This is a genomic window from Bradyrhizobium sp. 1(2017) (assembly GCF_011602485.2).
In the GTDB taxonomy this organism is placed as follows: domain Bacteria; phylum Pseudomonadota; class Alphaproteobacteria; order Rhizobiales; family Xanthobacteraceae; genus Bradyrhizobium.
Window position 1 is genome coordinate 2765810 of the sequence record NZ_CP050022.2, and the last position, 21956, is coordinate 2787765.

General features: G+C 65.5%; 20 protein-coding genes. 4 read left to right on the forward strand and 16 right to left on the reverse strand.

All coding sequences use genetic code 11. The annotated features are described in order from the left end of the window. Positions 1 to 148 precede the first annotated feature (148 nt). The 5 genes from HAP40_RS13070 to HAP40_RS13090 all read right to left on the reverse strand — a co-directional run bounded on the left by HAP40_RS13070 (position 149) and on the right by HAP40_RS13090 (position 5086). Complete coding sequence (locus HAP40_RS13070) at positions 149 to 805, reverse strand: pyroglutamyl-peptidase I (protein WP_166817410.1); 657 nt, start codon at positions 803 to 805, stop codon at positions 149 to 151. Next, the gene (gene meaB / locus HAP40_RS13075) at positions 802 to 1791 is read right to left on the reverse strand and encodes a methylmalonyl Co-A mutase-associated GTPase MeaB (RefSeq protein WP_166817409.1); all 990 of its coding nucleotides are present in this window, start codon (positions 1789 to 1791) and stop codon (positions 802 to 804) included. Before meaB ends, HAP40_RS13070 begins: the two co-directional genes overlap by 4 nt. Before the next feature lie 51 nt (positions 1792 to 1842). Continuing rightward, complete coding sequence (locus tag HAP40_RS13080; protein ID WP_166817408.1) at positions 1843 to 3354, reverse strand: tripartite tricarboxylate transporter permease; 1512 nt, start codon at positions 3352 to 3354, stop codon at positions 1843 to 1845. Positions 3355 to 3357: 3 nt separating this feature from the next. Beyond that, the gene (locus tag HAP40_RS13085; RefSeq protein WP_166817407.1) at positions 3358 to 3849 is read right to left on the reverse strand and encodes a tripartite tricarboxylate transporter TctB family protein; all 492 of its coding nucleotides are present in this window, start codon (positions 3847 to 3849) and stop codon (positions 3358 to 3360) included. A gap of 244 nt (positions 3850 to 4093) precedes the next feature. Then, complete coding sequence (locus HAP40_RS13090) at positions 4094 to 5086, reverse strand: tripartite tricarboxylate transporter substrate binding protein (RefSeq protein WP_166817406.1); 993 nt, start codon at positions 5084 to 5086, stop codon at positions 4094 to 4096. Positions 5087 to 5241: 155 nt separating this feature from the next. Between HAP40_RS13090 and HAP40_RS13095 the strand changes: the two genes are divergently transcribed. After that, complete coding sequence (locus HAP40_RS13095; protein WP_246741117.1) at positions 5242 to 5796, forward strand: SRPBCC family protein; 555 nt, start codon at positions 5242 to 5244, stop codon at positions 5794 to 5796. A 7-nt stretch (positions 5797 to 5803) separates the two neighbouring features. Here the strand turns inward: HAP40_RS13095 and HAP40_RS13100 are convergent, their stop codons facing one another. The 9 genes from HAP40_RS13100 to HAP40_RS13140 all read right to left on the reverse strand — a co-directional run bounded on the left by HAP40_RS13100 (position 5804) and on the right by HAP40_RS13140 (position 13980). Continuing rightward, on the reverse strand, positions 5804 to 6571 hold the full coding sequence (locus tag HAP40_RS13100) for an RsiV family protein (RefSeq protein ID WP_246741367.1): 768 nt from the start codon (positions 6569 to 6571) through the stop codon (positions 5804 to 5806). 58 nt (positions 6572 to 6629) lie between these two features. Further along, positions 6630 to 8786 carry a methylmalonyl-CoA mutase gene (gene scpA, locus HAP40_RS13105; RefSeq protein ID WP_166817404.1) on the reverse strand — a complete coding sequence of 719 codons (2157 nt, stop codon included), beginning with the start codon at positions 8784 to 8786 and terminating at the stop codon, positions 6630 to 6632. 23 nt (positions 8787 to 8809) lie between these two features. Further along, a complete protein-coding gene (locus tag HAP40_RS13110) occupies positions 8810 to 9274 on the reverse strand; it encodes a GFA family protein (RefSeq protein WP_166817403.1) in 465 nt (154 codons plus the stop codon). Next, positions 9271 to 11142, reverse strand: coding sequence for a methylmalonyl-CoA mutase family protein (locus HAP40_RS13115; protein WP_166817402.1), 1872 nt, complete (start codon positions 11140 to 11142; stop codon positions 9271 to 9273). The genes HAP40_RS13110 and HAP40_RS13115 overlap by 4 nt, the downstream gene beginning before the upstream one ends. A gap of 81 nt (positions 11143 to 11223) precedes the next feature. Continuing rightward, positions 11224 to 11715: a 2-amino-4-hydroxy-6-hydroxymethyldihydropteridine diphosphokinase gene (gene folK / locus HAP40_RS13120; RefSeq protein WP_166817401.1), complete on the reverse strand. Its 492-nt coding sequence runs from the start codon at positions 11713 to 11715 to the stop codon at positions 11224 to 11226. Position 11716: 1 nt separating this feature from the next. Beyond that, entirely contained in the window at positions 11717 to 12085 is a 369-nt protein-coding gene (folB, locus tag HAP40_RS13125) for a dihydroneopterin aldolase (RefSeq protein WP_027544155.1), read from the reverse strand. Beyond that, positions 12082 to 12942, reverse strand: coding sequence for a dihydropteroate synthase (gene folP / locus HAP40_RS13130; RefSeq protein WP_166817400.1), 861 nt, complete (start codon positions 12940 to 12942; stop codon positions 12082 to 12084). Before folP ends, folB begins: the two co-directional genes overlap by 4 nt. A 239-nt stretch (positions 12943 to 13181) precedes the next feature. Beyond that, positions 13182 to 13589 (reverse strand): DUF4332 domain-containing protein, encoded by a 408-nt coding sequence (locus HAP40_RS13135; RefSeq protein WP_166817399.1) that lies wholly within the window; start codon positions 13587 to 13589, stop codon positions 13182 to 13184. Positions 13590 to 13614: 25 nt separating this feature from the next. After that, entirely contained in the window at positions 13615 to 13980 is a 366-nt protein-coding gene (locus HAP40_RS13140) for a DUF2267 domain-containing protein (RefSeq protein ID WP_166817398.1), read from the reverse strand. Between the two features lie 349 nt (positions 13981 to 14329). Here HAP40_RS13140 and HAP40_RS13145 point away from each other — a divergent pair, with 349 nt between their 5' ends. The 3 genes from HAP40_RS13145 (at position 14330) to HAP40_RS13155 (ending at position 18858) form a co-directional block, all read left to right on the forward strand. Further along, positions 14330 to 15952, forward strand: a complete 1623-nt coding sequence (locus HAP40_RS13145) for a helicase HerA-like domain-containing protein (protein WP_166817397.1) — start codon at positions 14330 to 14332, stop codon at positions 15950 to 15952. Between the two features lie 159 nt (positions 15953 to 16111). Further along, a complete protein-coding gene (locus tag HAP40_RS13150; RefSeq protein WP_166817396.1) occupies positions 16112 to 17440 on the forward strand; it encodes a glycosyltransferase family 87 protein in 1329 nt (442 codons plus the stop codon). A gap of 23 nt (positions 17441 to 17463) precedes the next feature. After that, positions 17464 to 18858, forward strand: coding sequence for a M20/M25/M40 family metallo-hydrolase (locus HAP40_RS13155; protein WP_166817395.1), 1395 nt, complete (start codon positions 17464 to 17466; stop codon positions 18856 to 18858). A 193-nt stretch (positions 18859 to 19051) separates the two neighbouring features. Here HAP40_RS13155 and HAP40_RS13160 read toward each other — a convergent pair whose 3' ends face one another. Then, complete coding sequence (locus HAP40_RS13160; protein WP_166817394.1) at positions 19052 to 19831, reverse strand: class II aldolase/adducin family protein; 780 nt, start codon at positions 19829 to 19831, stop codon at positions 19052 to 19054. 222 nt (positions 19832 to 20053) lie between these two features. Next, on the reverse strand, positions 20054 to 21703 hold the full coding sequence (locus HAP40_RS13165; RefSeq protein ID WP_166817393.1) for a glycosyltransferase family 39 protein: 1650 nt from the start codon (positions 21701 to 21703) through the stop codon (positions 20054 to 20056). Positions 21704 to 21956: the final 253 nt, after the last annotated feature.

A 21956-nucleotide genomic window follows, 5' to 3' on the forward strand; every position in this document is an offset into this window, starting at 1 on the left:
GCGCGGCTCAGGGCGTCTGGATTGTTCGCGGTAGGGTTAAATGTTTACGCAAAAGACGGTGTCGTAGGGTGGGTTAGCCGTAGGCGTAACCCACCACGGTCTCTGTCCGCGGACATAGAAGAGGTGGATTATGCTTCGCTAATCCACCCTACGAGACCGAGGTGTTCCGCGTCTTCCGCGCCAACTGCACCATCTCCATCAGCATCGCTTCCCCCGCATCCACGAGTTCCTCCAGCGTGATCCGCGGTGCGCCCTTGCGTCGCACCGCGCCGCTGCGCGCGAGCAGGGGAATGTGGATGAACGCGGCAAGCTGCGGGCCGCCGGCTCTCACGTTCTCGATCGCGCGCCAGCTCAGATAGTTGCAGAGATAGGCGCCGGCATCGCGCGAGGCGCGGGCATCGATGCCGGTGAGGCGCGCGGTGCGCAGCAGCCGTGCGGTGTGCGGGCCGAACATCATGGCATCCGCATGACCGGCGATGCCGCGTTTGCTGGAGCGGGTGTTGGCGGCATCGGGCCAGAGCATGGTGACGGCGTTGCGCGCGCGGGTCTCGATCCGAAGGTAAGGCGTGCGCGCGGCGAGGCCGAACATCAGAAGCGCACGCGGCTTCACCTTCGCGAGCACCTCGGGCAATTGCCGGTCGACCGCGGCATAGGTGACCGGAAAGATGTGGCTGGCGATCGCGACGTCGTCCAGTGCCGGGCGGCGCAGTTGCGCTAACCGCGCGACCAGCGGCTGGGTCGGGTTATAGGGCGCGCCGGGGAACGGCCCGAAGCCGGTGAGGAGAATGCGGAGCTTTTCGCTCATTGCAGCAACTCCAGGATCTGCTCGGCGGCGACGGCTGGTGTGAGATGACCGTCGGCGACTTCAGCCTCGATCCTCCGGACTTTCGTTCGCACCGACGCCTCGCTGCGCAGCCGTGCCAGCATGCGCTGCTCCAGCATCGACCACATCCACTTCACCTGCTGATCGCGCCGCCGTGCGGCGAAATCGCCTGATGCGTTCATCGCCTTGCGGTGATCCAGGATCTTCTGCCAGATCTTTGCGATCCCATCGCCGGTGAGCGCCGAATAGGTCTCGACCGGGGGATGCCAATGCTCGGACCGGGGGCTGAGGATGTGCAGCGCGCCGCGGTAGTCTGCGGCGGTGATCTTGGCACGCTTGAGGTTGTCGCCATCGGCCTTGTTGACGGCGATCATGTCGGCGAGCTCCACCAGGCCCTTCTTGATGCCTTGCAACTCGTCGCCGCCGCCCGGCAGCATCAGGGCAAGGAAGAAATCGGTCATGTCGCAGACCGCGGTCTCGGATTGGCCGATGCCGACGGTCTCGACCAGCACGACGTCGAAGCCGGCGGCTTCGCACAGCAGCATCGCCTCGCGCGTTTTCGCGGCAACGCCGCCGAGCGTGCCCGAAGACGGCGAGGGCCGGATGAACGCATCGCTGGAGGCCGACAGCCGCGCCATCCGCGTCTTGTCGCCGAGGATCGAGCCGCCGCTGCGCGCCGAGGACGGATCGACCGCGAGCACCGCGACCTTGTTGCCTTGCTCGATCAGATAGGTGCCGAGCGCATCGATCGTGGTGGACTTGCCGACGCCGGGAGATCCCGTGATGCCGACGCGCACCGCCTTGCCGGTGTCGGGCAGCAGCATCTGCACCAGTTCGCGCGCCAGCGCTTGGTGGTCGGCACGCCGGCTCTCCACCAGCGTGATCGCCCGCGCCAGCGCCGCGCGGCTGCCGGCGCGCAAGTCGCGAGCGAAGGATTTGATGTCGAGCGAGGCCTTCTTCTCAGTCATGCCCTGCTTTACAACGCCCCGGCAGGGCAGGCGAGGGCCGCCCGGCCGATATCACCGTGATGTTGCCACCGCTGTCTGAGGCGGCTTCACCTTGCGCCACACCCACACCATCACCGGCCACAGCAGGGCGCCGATCGCCATCGCTGCGAGGATCGCGGCGACCGGGCGCTCGAAGAACGGCAGGATGCTTCCGTCGGACTTGATCAGCGAGGTGACGAAAGCCTGCTCGACCATGGTGCCCATGACGATGCCGAGCACCATGGCGGCGACGGGATAGCCGTTCGCCTCCATGACATAGCCGATCACGCCGAAGGCGGCGACGGTGACGACGCCGAACATGTTGTTGCCGATTGCGAACGAGCCGACCGCGCAGCACAGCATGATGATCGGCATGATGGCCGAGCGGGGCGCCAGGAGGATGTAGGCGGCGACCCGGATCATGGCGATGCCGAGCGGGATCATCATGATGTTCGCGATGATGAACATCAGATAGATGGCGTACATGCTCGACGCCTTCTCGGTGAACAGCGTCGGGCCGGGATTGAGGCCCTTCATGTAGAGCACGCCGATCGCGATCGCGGCGATGGTGTCGCCGGGGATGCCGAACAGCAGCGACGGCACCCAGCCGGAGGCGATGCTGGCATTGTTGCTGGCGCCGGCTTCGACCAGGCCCTCGACATGGCCGGTGCCGAACTTCTCCGGTTCCTTGGAAAAGCGCTTCGACATCGCATAGGAGACCCACGCCGCCATATCGGCGCCGGCGCCGGGCAGCACGCCGATGATGATGCCGACGATGTTCCCGCGCGTCATTTGCCAGTGATACAGCTTGGTCAGCTTCCACTGGCCGGCCATGATGCTTCCGAACTTGCGCCGCGGCAGCGGCGGCGGCTCGGGCGTCAGCATCGCGCGCATCACCTGCGCCACCGCGAACACGCCGACCAGCGCCGGGATCGGCTCGATGCCGCCGAACAGATCGGTGATCCCGAAGGTGAAGCGCGGCACGCCGCCGGGATTCTCGATGCCGATGCAGGAGACCAGCAGGCCGATGAACATGCCGGCGATCGCCTTCACCGGCGAGGAGCGTGCGACCAGTGTGGCGCACATCAGGCCGAGCAGCGCCAGCCAGAAATATTCGAAGGTCGAGAACGACAGCGCGATCTCCGCGAGCGGCGGCGCCAGGATCATCAGCGAGAGCACGCCGGCGATGCCGCCGACTGCGGAGAACCAGACGCCGGCGCCGAGCGCAAGCTCCGCCTGGCCCTTGCGCGTCATGGCATAGGCTTCGTCGGCGTAGGCGGCGGACGCGGGCGTGCCGGGAATGCGCAGCAGCGCGCCGGGAATGTCGCCGGAGAAGATTGCCATCGAGGAGGCCGCGACGATGGTCGCGATCGCCGCGATCGGGGAAAGGTAGAAGGTGACGGGGACGAGCAGGGCGGTTGCCATCGTTGCCGACAGGCCGGGCAGCGAGCCGATCACCAGCCCGTAGACGGAAGCGGCGAACATCGAGATGATGACCTCCCAGGTGGAGATCAGCGCGAACGCATCAATCAGGGTTTTCAGCATGGGTCACCAGGGCGTCGGCAGCAGGCCGACCGGCAGCGGCACGCGGAGCAGCTTGCCGAAGATCAGGTGGATGGCGAACGGCGAGAGCGCCGCGAGCGGCAGCGCGAGCTTCCACTTGGCCCCTAACGCGGTCGAGGTGATGTAGACCATGATCGCCGCGGTGATGATGAAGCCGAGCCGGTCCGCGGCAAGGACGTAGAACAGCAGCAGCGCCGGCGGCAGCAGCGCGCGCAGGCCGTAGAGCTTGCCCTGCGGCGGCGGCGCGGCGGCCTGACCGTCCTCGAACGGGATGAGTTCTTCCTCCTCCTCGAACGAATGGCCGATGCCGAACACGATCGCGAGCCCGCACAGCGCGAGGCCGCAGCCGATCACCAGCGGGAATACGTTGGGGCCGACCGGCTGCCCCGGCACCGGCGGCAAGATCCAGCCGCCATAGGCGGCCGCAGCGCCGAGTGCGACGAGAAACGATCCCGTGACGGAGTCGGGAAGACGCATGGGGAGAAATCCTGTCAGAGGTGCACTTCCTCTCCCCGCGTGCGGGGAGAGGGCATAGGCGGCGTTGGCCGCCGTCGTTGAAGAGCGCCGATGCGCCGCATCGGCTTTGGTGAGGGGGAGTCTCCGCGAGGTAGGTGAGAGTTGGCGTCGCGGAGAGTCTCCCTCGCCCGGAATCCGCGCGTCGCGCGCATTCCGGCCTCTCCGCGCAGGCGGGGAGAGGCGATCAGAGCATTGCAGGCGCAGATCACGCCTTGCTCAGGCCGGCCGCCTTCATCGCCTCGCCCATCTGGGCGTCGCCCTTGTCCATGAAGCTGGCGAAATGGGCGGCATCGCCCCACACGGTGCCGAAGCCGCGATTGCTCATGAAGTCCTTGAACTCGGCGGAGTCGTAGACCTTCTTCAGCGCCGCGGTGAGCTTCGTTGCGATTTCAGGCGGCAGATTCTTCGGCCCGGCGATGCCGCGCCAGGCGCCGGTCGCATAGTCGATGCCCATCGCCTCCTTCAGCGTCGGCACGTCCTTGAAGATCGGGTTGCGCGCCGGTGCCATGATGGCAAGGCTCCTGGCCTTGCCCGCCTCGATGATGGCGCGCGCTTCCGGCACCGAGCAGGTGGTGAGGTCGAGACCGCCGGCGGCGAGATCCTGCATCGCGGGCGCCGCGCCGTTTGACGGCACCCAGGCCACCTGGTTGGCGGGCAGGCCCATTGCCTGCATCCAGCCGACCAGCGCCAGATGCCAGATGCCGCCCTGGCCGGTGCCCGAGGCCTTGAACTTGCCGGGAGGCGCGGCCTTGATCGCATCGGCGAGCTCCTTGACCGTCTTATACGGCGAGGACGAGGAGACCTGGATGCCGGGGGGATCCTCGTTCATCAGCGCCAGCGGCGTATAGCTCTTCGGCGTCAGCTCGGTGAGCCCCTGCCAGTGCATCATCGAGATTTCGACCGTCAGCATGCCGATGGTGTAGCCATCGGGCTGCGCGGTCGCGATCGCGCTATGGCCGACGACGCCGGAGCCGCCGGTGCGGTTGACCACGTTGAAGGGCTGGCCGAGGTCCTTTTCCAGCAGCGCCGCGACGATGCGCGCCGTCGCGTCGGTGCCGCCACCCGCGCCCCACGGCACGATCACGGTGACCGGCCGCGCCGGATAGGCTTGTGCGCGTGCGGGCTTGAAGCCGAATGCGGCGGATGCCGCAACTGCGGCGGAAGAGGCCGCAAAGGTGCGGCGCGAAATCTTGGACATTGAATGGCCTCCCAGCGGCGCCCGTGACGTCGGGCGCTCTTGTCAATGGCGGCATTCTAGTCGGCTTTGCGCCGCCCCTGCAAGGTAGCGCTACCAACGAGATCGCCATGTTGTGCGAAAGCTGGAAGCCCATCGGATAGGCATTCGGAAATCGGGTGGGTTTTGCCTGCGCAAATCGCCAACCTCAGCGCGTAACGAAAGCCAAAGGCACACCTCCGATGACCCAAGCCTATTACAGCGCCGTGCTGGACCACCCACTGGACGATGTCTGGTCGCTGATCCGCGATTTCAACAACTACCCCGCTTACATCGACGGAGTGAGCGAGAGCCAGATCGAGGACGACAAGCGCGGCGATGAAGTCGGCGCCATCAGGCGCTTCTGCTATCTCGGAAACTGGATCCGCCAGCGCCTCGTCGATCACTCGGACGGGCAGCACCGCTTGACCTATGCCGGTCTCGAAGCGCTGCCATATCCGCAAGATGATGCGAGCCAAATGGGAAGCCAGCCGCCGGCGCCGACGCGCTACCAGGGCACCATGCATTTGCGCCCGATCACCGAGGGTGACCGCACCCTCATCGAATGGTCGGTCGCCCTCGACACCGCGCCTGCGGACGCAGACCGCTGGCAAACGCTGTTTGGCTCCTGGATCCCCGATTGGACGGATTCACTGGCGCGGACACTGGCTCGCTCCCGTCCGCGATCCAGTTAGCGATGGCTCACGGCGCGTCCGCGTCGCCCTTCGGCCGCGCGCCGCCGAAGATGCGCGTGCCTTCCGCGGTGAGAAAAGGCTTCAGGGTCTCCCACGGCACGAACGCAACATATTCGCCTTCGGCGTAAGGGCCGACCGCATAGGGCGGATAGTGGAAGGTGAGGCCGGAGCTCTTGCCGGGCTCGGTCGAGGGCGCAAGCGTCACCGCGCCGATCTTGAGCAGGCTCGGCGCGAGTTCCTTGAACCACTCGTCGGTCGCGGTCTCGCTGGCGCCGCGCTTCGTCTTTTCAGCCTCGAGCGAGGCGATGATCCCTTTCACCATCGCCTTCATGTTCGGCCCGTTGTCGGCGGTCTCTGTGAAGAACGGGCGGATCGAGATGCGTTTATTGTTGGCCCTGTCCCACAGGATCGTGTTGACGTCCGAATTGGGGTGAGCGCCGCGGGTGTTCATGTAGTCGTTGCGGAGGATGCTGACGTAGCGGTCGGCAACGACGGAGCGGATCGTATATTTGCGCTCGAAATCCCAGCCGCCGTCGCGGAAAAACTGCGGGTCCGCCTTGCGGGAAGCGGCGGCCTCTGCTGCGCTCTTGTCGAGCCATTGCTTGCCTTCGGCAAGGCAATCGGCCGCGAGAGGTGCGTCAGCCTTGATCTTGTCGTCGAGGACGATGCGGGCGTCGATGCTCCTGCTCTTGATGACGGCGTCGGGCCTGGGCTCGGCGGCCAGCACGGGGCCGGCCAGGGCGCACCAGACCGCGGCCGCGACCAGGGCGCGCATGAACGTTGGCGCGAGAAACATCACGCGAAATCCTTTTGTCGGAAGATCGGCGGCGAAGCTACTCCGCCGCCTCGCTATGCCCCAGCCGCGCATTCAGCTTGCGGATCAGCTCCTCGGCGGCGTCCGCGATCACCGTGCCCGGCGGGAAGATCGCCTCCGCGCCGGCGGCATAGAGTGCGTCATAATCCTGCGGCGGCACCACGCCGCCGACGATGATCATGATGTCGTCGCGGCCCTGCTTCTTCAGCGCGGCCTTCAATTCAGGCACGGCGGTGAGGTGGGCGGCGGCCAGCGAAGAGACGCCGAGAATGTGCACGTCGTTCTCGACCGCCTGCCGCGCGGCCTCGTCGGCGGTCGCAAACAGCGGCCCGATGTCAACGTCGAAGCCGATATCGGCGAATGCGGATGCAATCACCTTCTGGCCGCGGTCGTGGCCGTCCTGGCCGATCTTGGCGACCAGGATGCGCGGGCGGCGGCCCTCCGCTTCCTCGAAGGCATCGATCAGCGCCTGAACCTTCTCGACCTGGTTGCCCATGCTGGACGCCTCCCGCTTGTAGACGCCGGTGATGGATTTGATCTCGGCGCGGTGCCGGCCGAACACCTTCTCCATCGCCTCCGAAATCTCGCCGACGGTCGCCTTGGCGCGCGCGGCGTCGATCGCGAGCGCCAGCAGATTGCCGTTGCCTTCGCCCGCCGAACGCGTGATCGCGGCGAGCGCGGCCTCGACGTCCTTCTGGTTGCGCTCGGATTTCAGCCGCGTCAATTTGTCGATCTGCAAGCGCCGGACATTGCTGTTGTCGACCTTGAGGATGTCGATCGGCGCCTCGTCAGTCGGCTTGTACTTGTTGACGCCAATCACCGCCTGCTTGCCGGCATCGATGCGCGCCTGGGTCTTGGCCGAGGCTTCCTCGATGCGCAGCTTCGGCACGCCGGCCTCGATGGCCTTTGCCATGCCGCCGAGCTCTTCGACCTCCTGGATGTGGGCCCACGCCTTGGCCGCAAGATCGCGCGTGAGCCGCTCGACATAGTACGAGCCGCCCCAGGGGTCGATGATGCGGGTGGTGCCGCTCTCCTGCTGCAGGAACAGCTGGGTGTTGCGGGCGATGCGCGCCGAGAAATCGGTGGGCAACGCCAAGGCTTCGTCGAGCGCGTTGGTGTGCAGCGACTGGGTATGGCCTTGCGTCGCCGCCATCGCCTCCACCGTGGTGCGCATCACGTTGTTGAAGACGTCCTGTGCGGTCAGCGACCAGCCTGATGTTTGCGAATGCGTGCGCAGCGACAGCGAGCGCGGGTCTTTGGGATTGAACGGCTTGAGCAGCTTTGCCCAGAGCAGGCGCGCCGCGCGCAGCTTGGCGACTTCCATGAAGAAGTTCATGCCGATCGCCCAGAAGAACGACAGGCGCGGCGCGAAGCGGTCGACGTCGAGGCCGGCGGCAAGGCCAGCGCGAAGATATTCGACGCCGTCGGCAAGCGTATAGGCGAGCTCGAGGTCCTGCGTCGCGCCGGCCTCCTGCATGTGATAGCCGGAGATCGAGATCGAATTGTATTTCGGCATCTTCGTGGAGGTGTAGGCGAAGATGTCCGAGATGATCCGCATCGAGGGCGCGGGCGGATAGATATAGGTATTGCGCACCATGAACTCTTTCAGAATGTCGTTCTGAATGGTGCCCGAGAGTTTTTCCGGCGGCACGCCCTGTTCGCCCGCGGCCGCGACGTAGAGCGCGAGGATCGGCAGCACCGCGCCGTTCATGGTCATGGACACGCTCATCTGGTCGAGCGGAATCCCCGCGAACAGCGTGCGCATGTCGTAGATGGAATCGATGGCCACGCCGGCCATGCCGACGTCGCCGCCGACGCGCGGATGATCGCTGTCATAGCCGCGGTGCGTGGCGAGATCGAACGCGACCGAAAGGCCCTTCTGTCCGGCCGCGAGGTTGCGGCGGTAGAACGCGTTGGAATCCTCCGCCGTGGAGAAGCCGGCATATTGCCTGACGGTCCAGGGCTGGTTGACATACATGGTCGGGTAGGGGCCGCGCAGGTAAGGCGCGATGCCCGGATAGGTCTCGAGGAAATCGAGCCCCGCGAGATCGGCCTCGCCATAAGCGGGCTTCACCAGAATGCCCTCGGGCGTCAGCCACGGCTCGGCGCTACCTGATGGCGTTGCGGTGGCAGCGCGCTCGAAGGCGATGTCGGCGAAATTGGGAATGCGGCTCATGGTTTCAACCATATCATGGACGCTCAATCATGATCCGGATGCTGATGGCTGACGATGGTCGCCATCTTCTCCGGTCCGTAATTCTGCTGCGTGGTCAGGCTCGGCAAATTGGAGATGCCGACCACCCAGCCGAGGCGGGATTCGGTGCCGAACTGCCGCGTCGGGATGACGCGGTCGGGGTGATCGAAGGCGCCGGTCATGATCTCGATCCGGTCGCCGTCGATGCGGCCAAAGCTCAGCGGCGTGCCGCAGGCCGCGCAAAAGCCGCGTTCGGCGATTGAGGAGGAGCGGAAGAACGACGGCCGTCCCTTGGACCAGGCGAAATCCGTCTTGGTGATGTCGGCAAAGGAGGCGAACGGCGCGCCGGCTGCTTTCTGGCACATCCGGCAATGGCAGATCGACACCCTGGTCGGTGCCGCCGTCACTCCAAAGCGCACGGCGCCGCATTGGCAGCCGCCGGTGAGAACGGGTTTGCTGGTGTCGGTCATGCCTGCTCCATCCGATGGTAGGCGTCTTGCAGTGTTGCAAGCGCATCGCCTCCGGCGAAGACAAAACCGGTGACGCCGGCTGCGCGCAGGGCCGCCTCGGCATCCGTCGGGCGGCCTGCAAGATAGATATGTCGCGCGCCGGCCGTTTGCAGGGCCTTGGCCGTGGCTTCGGCGTGTTCCGCATAGACCTTGTCGCTGGAACAAAGACAGGCGAGTCCGGCGCCGGAGGCCTTGAAGGCGGCGGCGAGCTTGGCCGGATCGGCAAAACCCTCGCTGTCGACGGCCTCGATGCCGCCGGCCTCGAAGAGGCTCTTGGCAAAAGTCGCGCGCGCCGTGAAATCGGCAGGCGTGCCGAGATTGGCCAGGAACACCTTTGGCCGGGCGCCCCGCGCCTTCAACGCCGCATCCGACTTGTCGCGCAGCGCCTCGAACGGTTCCGCCAGCCGGATCGGTGGCAGCGCCTCGAATTTGAACTTCTGTTCGCCATAGGGCGCGAGCGCGACCGGTGTCGCTTTCAATACGGTGGCCTCGCTCTCGTGCAGGTTCGGAAACTCGCTGGCGCCGGTCAGCACGTCGCGGCGCTTTGCGATGTTGCCGTCGCGCGCCTTTCGCGCCGCCGCCACCTTGCTCTGGAATACGCCCTGCTGAAGCGCGGCAAAGGCGCCGCCGGCTTTCTCGCTCTCCTGGAACAGCGCCCAGGCCGCATCGCAAAGCTGCGCCGTCAGCGTCTCGATGCCGCCTGCGCCCGCCGCGGGATCGCTGACCTTGGCGAGGTTGCTTTCCTCCAGCAGCAGGAGCTGCGTGTTGCGTGCCACGCGGCGCGCGAAAGGATCGGGCAGCCCGAGCGCGAGCGTGTGCGGCAGCACCGTGATCGCGTTGGCGCCGGCGAGCCCTGCCGCGAACGACGCGATGGTCGCGCGCAGCATGTTCACGTAGGGATCGCGCTGCGTCAGCATGCGCCAGGCGGTGTCGGCGGCAATGAACAGCGGCTTTGGCGTCAGGCCGCAAGCCGTCTCGATGCGCGCCCATAGCAGCCGCAGCGCGCGGAATTTCGCCATGGTCAGGAACTGGTCGGCGTGGGCGGCGAGCCGCGCATAGACCATGCCTTGCGCGGCTTCCATCGGGATGCCGGAGCCTTCGATCGCGCGCAGATAGGCGACGCCGCAGGAGAGCACGAAGGCAAGTTCCTGCACCTCGGAGCCGCCGGCATCGTGGATCGCGCGCCCGTCGGCGGACGCGAAAGGCCCCTTGAAGCCAAGCGCGGCGAGGCCCTTGATCGCGCCGGCGACGGCGGGAATGATTTCCTCCCACGTATAGGGGCTGTGACCCCACACTGCGAGGGCTGCGAGCGGATCGAGCCCGAAGCGGATGTCACAGGCGGCGGGATCGAGGCCTGCGCTCTTCACATATTCCGCGACATGGATCGCGGCCATCCGCGATTGCGGGCCGATCTCGAGCTCGAGGCCGATGCCGGCGTCGAGATGGATGTCCTTCAAGACCTTTGCGACCGCATCGGCAGAAGGTTCCAGGCCGAAACCATGCGCGCCGCTGCCGCCGGCGAACACCAGCGCGAGACCGGTCGCGCCGCTCTCGAGATCCTGCAACGCCTGCGCATTCGCGAGCGCCGCATCGGGATGGTCGATTCGCTGGATGATCTGCCAGGGCGCAGCGGCCGGCCGCCCCACGACCGGCGCGACACCCTTGGCGCGCGGATAGAGCGGGTCGATCTTGATTCCGTCATAGGTCTTGCCGACCAGCTTCTCAAACGGCGCGCCCTTCAGCACGCCGTCGACCAGCTTGCGCCAATCCTCGACGGTCGCCTTGGGGAAATCCGCCGCCAGCGGCAGGTCGTCAGTCACGGAGGTCATGCGGCGCGGGGCTCCCGAAAAACTTGTTGTTCGCAGGCGAAATTGCCACGGCGGACCGTCCCTGCAAACGGTTGTTTTTGGTTAACCGGTATCCGGAAGCCGCTCAATGCCTTGCGTCGAGACGCTGGCGAGCCCGTCGCGCACACGAATGCCTGAGATCACGCGCTCGGGCGCAATTTCCGCCAGCGGGACCAGCACGAAGGCCCGTTCGAACAGGCGCGGATGCGGCAGGGTCAGATCGGGCTTCTGCAAAGAGACATCGTCATAGGCGATCATGTCGAGATCGAGGGTGCGCGGACCCCAGCGCCGCTCCTTGTTCCGCGTGCGTCCGAACTTCTGCTCGACCTTCTGCAGCACGAACAGCAGCGCATGCGGATCGAGGCCGGTCTCGATCTCGATGCAGGCATTGATGAAGGGCGCCTGCTCCTCGTCGCCCCAGGGCGGCGTTGCGTAGTCCGACGACCGCGCGATCAGCGCGGCCTGCGCCATGCCGCAGACATGAGCGATCGCCTTGCCGAATGTCGCGCGGACATCGCCGACATTGCCGCCGAGTGCGATCAGCACGCTCGCCATGTCAGGGATGCCGCGAGCGCGTCAGCATGATGCCGACATCGTCGAAGATGGCGGCGATCGGTGCATGCGGCTTGTGCACGGTGATCTTCACGGCGCGGATGCGCGGGAAGTGCGACAGGATGGCATCGGCAACGGCGCCGGCCGCGCGCTCCAGCAGCTTGTAATTGGTGTTCTTGAACGCAGCCGTCGTGGTCGCCACGACCTCCGCATAGGACACGGTGTCGGCGAGCCGGTCGGTGCGCGAAGGCTCGGACAGGTCGGTGTAGAGCTCGAGGTCGATGACAAAACGCTGGCCGACTTCGGTTTCGTGATCCATCACGCCGTGGCGGGCGTGGATCGACAGGCCGGTCACGAAGATCGTATCGGTCATTGCTTGCTCTCGATTGCATGCGCGACCCGCAGGGCCTGCAAGGTCTCGGCGACGTCATGGGTGCGGATGATTCTGGCGCCGCGCTGCGCGGCGATCAGATGTGCGGCGATCGACCCGGCGAGGCGCCCCGATGGCTCCGACGGCGAGACCGAGGCGATGAAGCGCTTGCGCGAGGCGCCGACCAGGATCGGCAGGCCGAACATGTCGAGCTCGCGCAGCCGCGCCAGCGCGATCATGCTCTGCTCGGCCGTCTTGCCGAAGCCGATACCGGGATCGAGCACGATCTTTTCACGTGCGATGCCGGCCCTGGCGGCGATATCCAGCGAACGAAGGAAAAAGGTCTTCATGTCAGTGACGATGTCGATGCTGGGATCGGCATTGTCGCGGTTGTGCATGACGATGACCGGAACGCCTTTCGCTGCGACCAGCGGCGCCATGGCGGCGTCGCGTTGCAGGCCCCAGACGTCGTTGACGATCGCCGCGCCCTGGTCGAGTGCAAAGGCCGCCACCTCCGCCTTCATGCTGTCGATCGAGATGGGCACGCCGAGCGCCGCGACGCCAGCGAGGACCGGCTTCAGCCGGGCGAGCTCGTCGTCCGCCGTGACCGGCTGGGCGCCGGTGTAGGGCCGGGTGGACTCGGCGCCGATGTCGATGATGTCGACACCATCGGTGATCATCGCCCGGGCCCGCGCGAGCGCCTGCTCGGGCGCGATGAACTTGCCGCCGTCGGAGAAGGAATCGGGGGTGACGTTGAGCACGCCCATCACGGCCGGGACGGGCCGTTCCAGCAGCGTCCGCAGCACATCAGGCCCGGCCGAGCCGGCCGGCGGGACTGATGGGAAGGGCGAGGCATTCATGCGCGTGGCATTGCGCTGTCGGGGAGGGGGAGTCAAGGAGGGATTGGCGGGCTTTGGGCGTGGCCGGACGTTACGCAGGATGACGCTCTCGTGGCCGGACGCAGCGCTTTTTCAGCGGTGCGCTGCAGAGCCGGGGCCTATGTGTCGCCGAGAGCTGTTTGCGTGGTATGGGTCCCGCTCTGCGCAGCAACGCGAAGGGCGTTGCAGCGCGTCCGGGACATGAGGCCGAACGTCCGCGGCTAATACGTGATCTTCGGCGGCAGCTTCTTCGCCTTGGCGATGATGTCGCTGACGGACTTCTCGGACGGCAGGATGCGGAGGAGCTTCTTCTTCTCGTTGGCGTCCCGCATGCTCTGGGCGAGCCTTGCCGGATTGCGATAGGCGAGCTCGCGCACGGTGGTGACGCCGGCGGCGCGAACGAGGTTGACCTTGGCCCGGCCCATGCCGGGGATGCGCATGTAGTCGGAGACGTTGGCCCATTCCAGCAGCAGCTGTTCGCTGATGCCGGTCTTGGCGGACAGCGCCTTGCGGCCCTTCACGGTGGAGGCGGCCTCGAGCAGCGCGTCGGTGGTGCGGATTCCCTGCGCCTTCAACTTGTTGGCGGCAAAGACCGACAGGCCCTCAATCTCGGAGATCGGATATGTCATGATGCTCGATATGAAATGCGTGGCTTCAGGCGAATTGGCTGAGGCCCGGCGTCCCCGCGATGATCTTGCCCATCTGATCCGCTCCGATTTTGTCTCGGCCGAAGCGGAAAAGTTCACGGGCGACGTTTTGAATCTCCGACATGCCGAGTCCAAGGCCCATCAGGCGCGTGCCGACGGCCATCAGGCTGCCGCCCATCAGCCGCGACAGTCCGCCGCCGCTCCTGGACGCCTCGATCGCGGCGTCCGCACCGGGAATCTGGTCGATCAGGGCCTGCACGCTGTCGGAAGGACCCTCGCTGCGGAGAAAGCCCAGGATAATGCCCACGGTCTTTTCGGCGACAGCACTATCTATGCCGGCGTTTGTCGCCAGCCGTCCGATCAGCTCGTCCATATGGCCTGCCCCTCAGCCGGTTCACATGCCGGAATATTGCTTTCGAAAAATGATCTTGAGCCGGTGCGATGTGAATTTCAAGCGATGAACGCCGGCGTGGCCCTCGAACGCGCGTAAAGTGTTGCAGCGGTGCAAGAGCGGAGATGGAATCGGCAAGAAATTGCCGCGGTGCGAACGCACCGTTGCGACTTTCGGACGATGCCGCCCCGTCGTGTCCGACAATGTCGCATGCTCAGCTCGCCTCATGGCGCGTTGAATGATTTTAATCGACGCACAACATACGTTAAACTACGGAACTGGTGCATTCGAGTTTCCAGACGCGAAACGTGCAGAGAGATCAGAGAGAACAATGACCGCACAGGACAGCAAGCTCGGCGACACCGACGGCAAGATCTTCGTCGGCAAGGGCGACGAGCAGGCCTGGCTGACGCTGGCGCTCGCCAATCGCCACGGCCTCGTCACGGGTGCAACCGGAACCGGCAAGACGGTGTCGTTGCAGGTGATGGCGGAAGGATTTGCGCGCGCCGGTGTTCCGGTCTTCGCCTCCGACATCAAGGGTGACCTCTCCGGCATCTCCGAGGCCGGAGAGGCCAAGGACTTCATCGTCAAGCGCGCCACCGAAATGGGGCTGACGTTCCAGCCCGACCAGTTCTCGACGGTGTTCTGGGACGTGTTCGGCGAGCAGGGCCACCCGGTGCGGGCGACTGTCACGGAGATGGGGCCGCTTCTGCTCGCGCGCATGCTCGATCTGAACGACGTGCAGGAAGGCGTGCTCAACGTCGCCTTCCGTGTCGCCGACGACAACGGTCTCACCCTGATCGACATGAAGGACCTGCGTGCGTTGCTCGACGCCATCGTGCCCGACAGCGCGAGGAAGGGGGCGGACGCGGAGGCGGATCCGTTCACCGCCATCCGCAAGGCCGCGCAGGGTTTCGGCAACGTCAGCAAGGCCACCGTCGGCACCATCCAGCGCCAGCTCCTGGTGCTGGAGAACCAGGGCGGCACCAAATTCTTCGGCGAGCCGGCGTTGACGCTGAAGGATTTCATGAAGACCGATCGCGACGGCCGCGGCATGGTCAACATCCTCGTCGCCGACAAGCTGCTGCAGAGCCCGCGGCTTTATGCGACGTTCCTGTTGTGGATGCTGTCGGAGCTGTTCGAGGAGTTGCCCGAGGCCGGCGACCTGCCCAAGCCCAAGCTCGTGTTCTTCTTCGACGAGGCGCATCTTCTGTTCAACGATGCGCCCAAGGCGCTGATGGACAAGATCGAGCAAGTGGTGCGCCTGATCCGCTCCAAGGGCGTCGGCGTCTACTTCGTGACGCAGAACCCGGTCGACGTGCCCGACCGCGTGCTCGGACAGCTGGGCAACCGGGTCCAGCATGCGCTGCGCGCCTTCACGCCACGCGACCAGAAGGCGGTCGCTGCGGCGGCCCAGACCTTCCGGCCCAATCCGAAGCTCGACACAGCCAAGGCGATCACGGAGCTCGGCAAGGGCGAGGCCCTGGTCTCCTTCCTCGAAGGCAACGGCACGCCTTCGATGGTCGAGCGGGTGATGATCCGGCCGCCGACGGCCCGGATCGGATCGATCACGCCGGAGGAGCGCAAGGCGATCATGGATGCCAGCCCATTCAAGGGCAAATACGACACCGCCGTCGATTCCGAGTCGGCCTACGAGATCCTTCAGAAGCGCATCGCCGGTACGGCGGTGACGGCCGATAGTGCGACCGGTGGAAGCGGTGGCGGCATCCTCGGCCAAATCGGCTCGATCGTCGGCAGCATTTTCGGCACCAACGTCAAGCGCGGCCGTCTGTCGGCCGGTCAGGTCATTGCGCGCGACGTGACGCGATCGGTGACCAACCAGGTGATCGGCGGCATGGCCGCCAATATCGGCAAGTCGGTTGGCGGCCAGCTCGGCGGCTCGATCGGCCGCACGCTGGTGCGCGGCGCGCTCGGCGGGTTGCTGCGGCGGTAGGCCGCAACCCCGGCGGAAGGGCAGCACGCGATGCTCGGGTGGTATTCGGTTGTCCTGACGAGAGACTGCTAATCGCAGGCGGCACAAATTGCGGTGAGGGGCTCTCCAAGCGCCCTTCCGTCTGCTACGTGCTAGTCCCGACGCCGACTGGACGCACCCTTGACCTCGACCGCCTCCTTAGCCAAACCCGATGCGCCGCGACGCCTGTCGCTGCGTGCGCCGCTGGACCTGCTTTTCCTGTTCTGCTGCGTCCTCCTGACCGCCGACGTGCTCGTCCCCGAGATCTTCGGCCACGGCAAGACCAAGGATTACGGGCTGTGGTACTGGGCCGGGCAGCAGGTCTTGCAGGGGCAGCCGCTCTATCCTGGCCAGGCCAACGCGTATTTCGACTTCATCTATCCCCCGCTGCCCGCGATCCTGCTGGCGATCCCGAGCTGGTTCGGCAAGACCCCGCTCTATGTCGTCCTGTCGATCCTGAATGCGGTTGCGTGGTGGTACACCGGGATGTTCTCCCAGGCCTTGGCCGGATCGGACCGCAAGCCCGGTCCCTGGCTGGAAGCGCTGCCAGCCTTGGTCACCGTGACCTTCGTGTTCGACATGTTCGACCTCGGTCAGCCGAACCTCGTGCTGCTGGCGATGATGCTCTACGGCTTCTGGAGCCTGCGGCAGCAGCGGTCCTGGCTTGCAGGCTTCATGTTCGCGCTCGCCACCGCCATCAAGGTGTTTCCGATCGCGGTGCTGCCCTATCTGGTCTGGCGGCGGAAATGGTCGGCCGTCGTCGCGACGGTCGCCTTCACCGGCATCCTGCTCTATGTCGTGCCGGCGCCGATCCGCGGCTTCGAGCGCAACGCCGCCGAGCTTGCGACCTGGTACCAGGCCATGGTCGGGTCGAGCTCGGAAAGAGGCTTCGGCCAGCGCGACGAGCAGAACTGGTCATGGGTCAACCAGTCCCTCATTGCCGTCACGCATCGGCTGGTCCGGCCGATCAACTACAATCAGGAAGATCCCAACAAGCCGCCGCGGACGATGAATATCATCGACGTCGATTACAGGACGGCGAACTGGATCGTGCTGGCGCTGTCGGCCGTCCTCGGACTCGGCTTCGTCGCGATCATGCCGCGGCAAGCGCGACGAACGGCGCGCTCCGATGCCGAGGAACTCGGCATCCTGTTCTGCCTGATGACGATCGCCTCGCCTCTGGCGCGGCAATACTATTTCATGTGGCTGTTCTTTCCGATCACGGTGCTGACGCTTCGGGCCGCCTTCGACGCGCGGGCGCATGTGCGGCTGGGAACCTGGCTCGCTTTGGGCGCGGCCGGCATCCTCATGCTGCTGTCGCTGCCGTGGTTTCCCAACGTCATCCAGGCCTGGGGCAATAACCTCATTGCGACCGCAATCCTGGCCGGTAGCCTCGCATGGCACATCCGCCATCCGCCGGTTGCGGCTGGCTCCGAACCGGCGGCAGAGCTAAAAGCGCAAACGTCTTGAGATTCACCAGCCAGGAACACGCCATGCCCAACGCGCAGCTTCAATCCGTGCTCGACCACATCGACAAGGATTTTGACAACAGCCTGGAGCGCCTGTTCTCGCTGTTGCGGATCAAGTCGATCTCGGCCGATCCGGCCTTCGCCGCCGACTGCAAGGCGGCAGCCGAGCACCTCGCCAAGGACATTGCGAGCCTCGGTGTTGCCACCGAGGTGAGGCCGACCGCCGGCCACCCGGCCATCGTCGGCAAGACCGGAGCAGGCGGACGTCCGCACGTGCTGTTCTACGGCCATTACGACGTGCAGCCGGTCGATCCGCTCGATCTCTGGCACCGCCCGCCGTTCGAGCCCGTCGTCACCGACCATGCCGATGGCCGCAAGATCATCGTCGCGCGCGGCGCCGAGGACGACAAGGGCCAGGTCATGACCTTCGTCGAGGCGTGCCGCGCCTGGAAGAAGGTGACGGGCTCGCTGCCGATCGACGTCACCTTCCTGATCGAAGGCGAGGAGGAGGTCGGCTCGAAGAATTTCGTGCCCTTCATCGAGGCCAACAAGGACGAGTTCAAGGCCGACTACGTGCTGGTCTGCGACACCGGCATGTGGGACCGCAACACGCCGGCGATCACGACCTCGCTGCGCGGCCTGCTCTATGAAGAGCTGAAGATCACCGCCGCCAATCGCGACCTGCATTCCGGCGTGTTCGGCGGCAGCGCGATGAATCCGATCCGCCTGCTGACGAAAATCCTTGGCAGCCTGTTCGACGACGACAACCGCATCACCATCCCCGGCTTCTATGACGGCGTGAAGGACCTGCCGCCCGACATCCTGGAGCAATGGAAGAAGCTCAATCTCACGCCCGAGATGTTCCTGAAGCCGATCGGGTTGTCGATCCCTGCGGGCGAGAAGGGGCGGCTCTTGATCGAGCAGGCCTCCTCGCGCCCGACCTGCGATGTCAACGGCATCTGGGGCGGCTATATCGGCGAAGGCTCCAAGACGGTGATCCCGTCCCACGCTTCAGCCAAGGTCTCGTTCCGCCTGGTCGAGGGGCAGGACCCCGCGAGGATCCGCAAGGCCTTCCGCGACTATGTGACGGCGCGCATTCCCGCCGATTGCAAGGTCGAGTTCGGCGACCATTCCGCCGCGCCCGCGGTCGCGCTCGACTGGAACATGAAGCCGCTGGCCGCCGCCAGCAAGGCCCTGGCGGAGGAATGGGGCAAGGAGACCGTGCTGATGGGCTCGGGCGCCTCGATCCCGATCGTCGCCGACTTCAAGCGCACGCTTGGCCTCGATTCCCTGTTGGTCGGTTTCGGATTGGACGACGACAACATCCATTCGCCGAACGAGAAGTACGACCTGCGAAGCTTCCAGAAAGGCATCCGCTCCTGGGCCCGCATCCTCGCGGCACTGGCGGAGGTGAAATAGGCACCGCTGTGGGCAAAGCGCAGCGTGCCCACCACCTCCCAGGCGAGGTCTAGGATGGTGGGCACGGCGCTATGCGCCTTTGCCCACCCTACGAAATCTCTCAAATAAAAACGCCGCCCGGAATTGGGCGGCGTTTCATTCCAGAACGTGCAGAGGTAGTTCGACAATTACCCTACACGAAATCTCGAAAATCTCAAGACCGGTAACCCGGAAGCTCTCGGTCGAGCTTGCGCAGCAGCGGCGGCCACACGAGGTTGGTGGCGCGCAGCTCGGCACGGTCGCGGTTGGCAAGCAGCTCGGTGTTCTTGTCGATCGCAACGTCGTCGACCGGATAGACCGGCGTGCCCAGCGCGCGCGTGCGCACCTGCATCGAGCAGGCGCGCTCCAGGTGATACATGCGCTCGAAGGCGGAGGCGACCGAGCGGCCGACGGTCAGCGTCCCGTGGTTGCGCAGGAGCATGTGGTTGTGGTCGCCGAGGTCCTTCTGCAGGCGCGGGCGCTCGTCGTGGTCCAGCGCGATGCCCTCATAGTCGTGATAGGCGAGATCGTGGGTGACGAGCTGGGCGGTCTGGTTGAGCGGCAGCAGCCCTTCCGCGCTGCTCGACACCGCGGTGCCGTCGAGGGTGTGGAGATGCAGCACGCAGATCGCGTCCTCACGCACCTCGTGGATCGCCGAATGGATGGTGAAGCCGGCGGGGTTGATGCTGTATTCGCTCTCGGTGAGCTGGTTGCCGTGCAGATCGACCTTGACGAGGCTGGACGCCGTGATCTCGTCGAACATCAGCCCGTAGGGATTGATGAGGAAATGATGGTCGGGGCCGGGCACGCGCGCGGAGATGTGGGTGTCGACCAGATCGTCCCAGCCGTACAGGGCGACGAGGCGATAGCAGGCGGCGAGATTGACCCGTTGCTGCCACTCGGCCTCCGTCATGTTCGACGGCACTTCCTTCAGGCGCGCTTCCGCTGGCGACATGGCTGATCTCCGAACATCGTTGTTGCGGGGAGGGAGCGTAGTCTTGGTTGAAGTCTGCGGCAAGGCACGGGGAGCGTGGCTGTCGCGCGTAGCCTGTATGCTTGTCCGCCGTAGCTCGGAGCGCGAGGGCGGAAGCGAAAATAGCCCGGATGTCGCGGAGCCTGTCATCGAGCGGTGCTCTGCGCCGACCCGTTGGCTCATCCGGGCTACGGGAGAAGAATATTACGGCGCCGGGATCGACAGCAGGCTGGAAATGCCGCGGCCGCGGATGTCGTAGACGCGGGCGAACACCACGTCGTCGCGCTTGATCTCGACCATGACCGGTGCGGTGAGGCCCTTGCAGTAGAACTCGCCGAGTGTCATCGCGAAATCGGCCGCGTTGGAATCCCAGCCGATGGTGAAGTCGGGGCCGAGCGCGACCTGGGCGGGGCGCTGCGGACCGCACACCGCGACCTTCCATTTGCGATTGACGGGCGGCACTTCCTGGCGCTCGACGAGCTGCTCGCGCAATTCGTCCGAGGCCTGCTTCAGCGCCAGGCCCCAATAGTCCAGCATGAAGCGGTCATCGGCGCCGCGCACGGTGCCGGCGATGTGGTTGAAATGGGTGTACTGATAAGGATGCAGCCGGATCATCTCGGCGAGCGAGAGCGCGAGGCCGAAGCAAAAGGTCGCGAGCACGACCGGCTGCCAGGTGCGGTGATTGGTGCGCAGGCGCTCCATGGCCCAGGCGAAGGCGACGCCGCCGAGCGCCGCCATCGGCGGGATCACGAAGACGAAATGGCGGATGCCGTTGTACAGCGCCGGCCGCTTCACCATCGCGATCACGAGCGGGAGGGTCGCGGCGAGCGTCAGCATCAGGAGGATGGTCTTGCGGCGCGCCGGAACCTCGCGGCGCGGCAGCATGGCGAAAGTGCCGACCACGGCGCCCGCCATCAGCACCAGCATCACTTCGGGCAGCTGCAGCGCGAACAGCGTCGGCAGATAGGACCAGGGCATGTCGGGCACGGACACGATCGCACCGTCGAACATTTCCTTCCAGGGCTTCTCGAAGAAGTGCGAGAAGTAGGTCAGCGCCTCGAAGGGATTGCCGGGCTCCATGATCGACCACGGCCAGATCAATCCCATCACGAGATAGCCGAACACGAGGCCCGGCAGCAGCACATAGACGACATGGGCGAAGCGGCGGATCGCCTCGCGCCGCCCCTCGTTGCGCAGCTCCTCCAGGAACAGCGGGACGAAGCCGAGCATGGCATAAACCAGCGCGAGGCCACCGAGAACGCGGCAGCCGAGCGACAGGCCGGCTCCCAGGCCGACGATCAGGATCGTGCGCGGCGACGGCTGCGGATATTCCTCGGCGAGCCGGACGAGGCCGAGCATCAGGATGATCATGGCCACCGCGAAAGGCGCATCCTTCGGGTTCATGAACATGTGGCCGTAGAAGATCGGGCACAGCGCGAGCAGCAGAAGCGCGGCAAGGCCGGCGAGGGGGCCGCCGATGCGGCGGCCGAGCCGCCACGTCACCGCAAGCCCGATCACGCCGACGATGGCGCCGACCAGACGTCGCGTCTCGAACAGCTCGAGCGGGATGATCTTGTGCAGGAGAGCGGCGACCATGTCGAAGCCGCCGCCATACATGTAGAGATTGGCAAACGAGAGCGCCGCGGTGTCCTTGAAGCCGGAACCGAACATGCGCAGCAACAGATCGGCATATTCGGCGTGCGTGTAATCGTCCCAGCCGAGCCCGTAGTCGCGGAAGGTCAAGCCTGCAACGACCGCGACCGCGGCGAGCACCACCATGGCGAGATCGTCGCAAGTCCGTTCGATCGAGCGCCGCAGAGGCGTGTCGATCGCCGAAGTCGTGATGGATGTCATGACTATTGGCGCCCCGGAATCCCCTCTAGGCCCAGCTGGTGCGCGCGGGCCTGCTCCCGGAATCCCTATAGCGCAGTTCCATTACCAAGTAATTGGGCATTATGGCTAAATTCCTGATGCGACGCAGCAAATCCAGAAACTTGGAGCATCGTAGCTGTAGCGATCCGTAGCTGAAGGGAATGTGAATAAGTCCCTGATTTCCTTCCCTTTAGGAACGACGCCCACAATTGGCCGTTGGCGTGGAACATCGTAA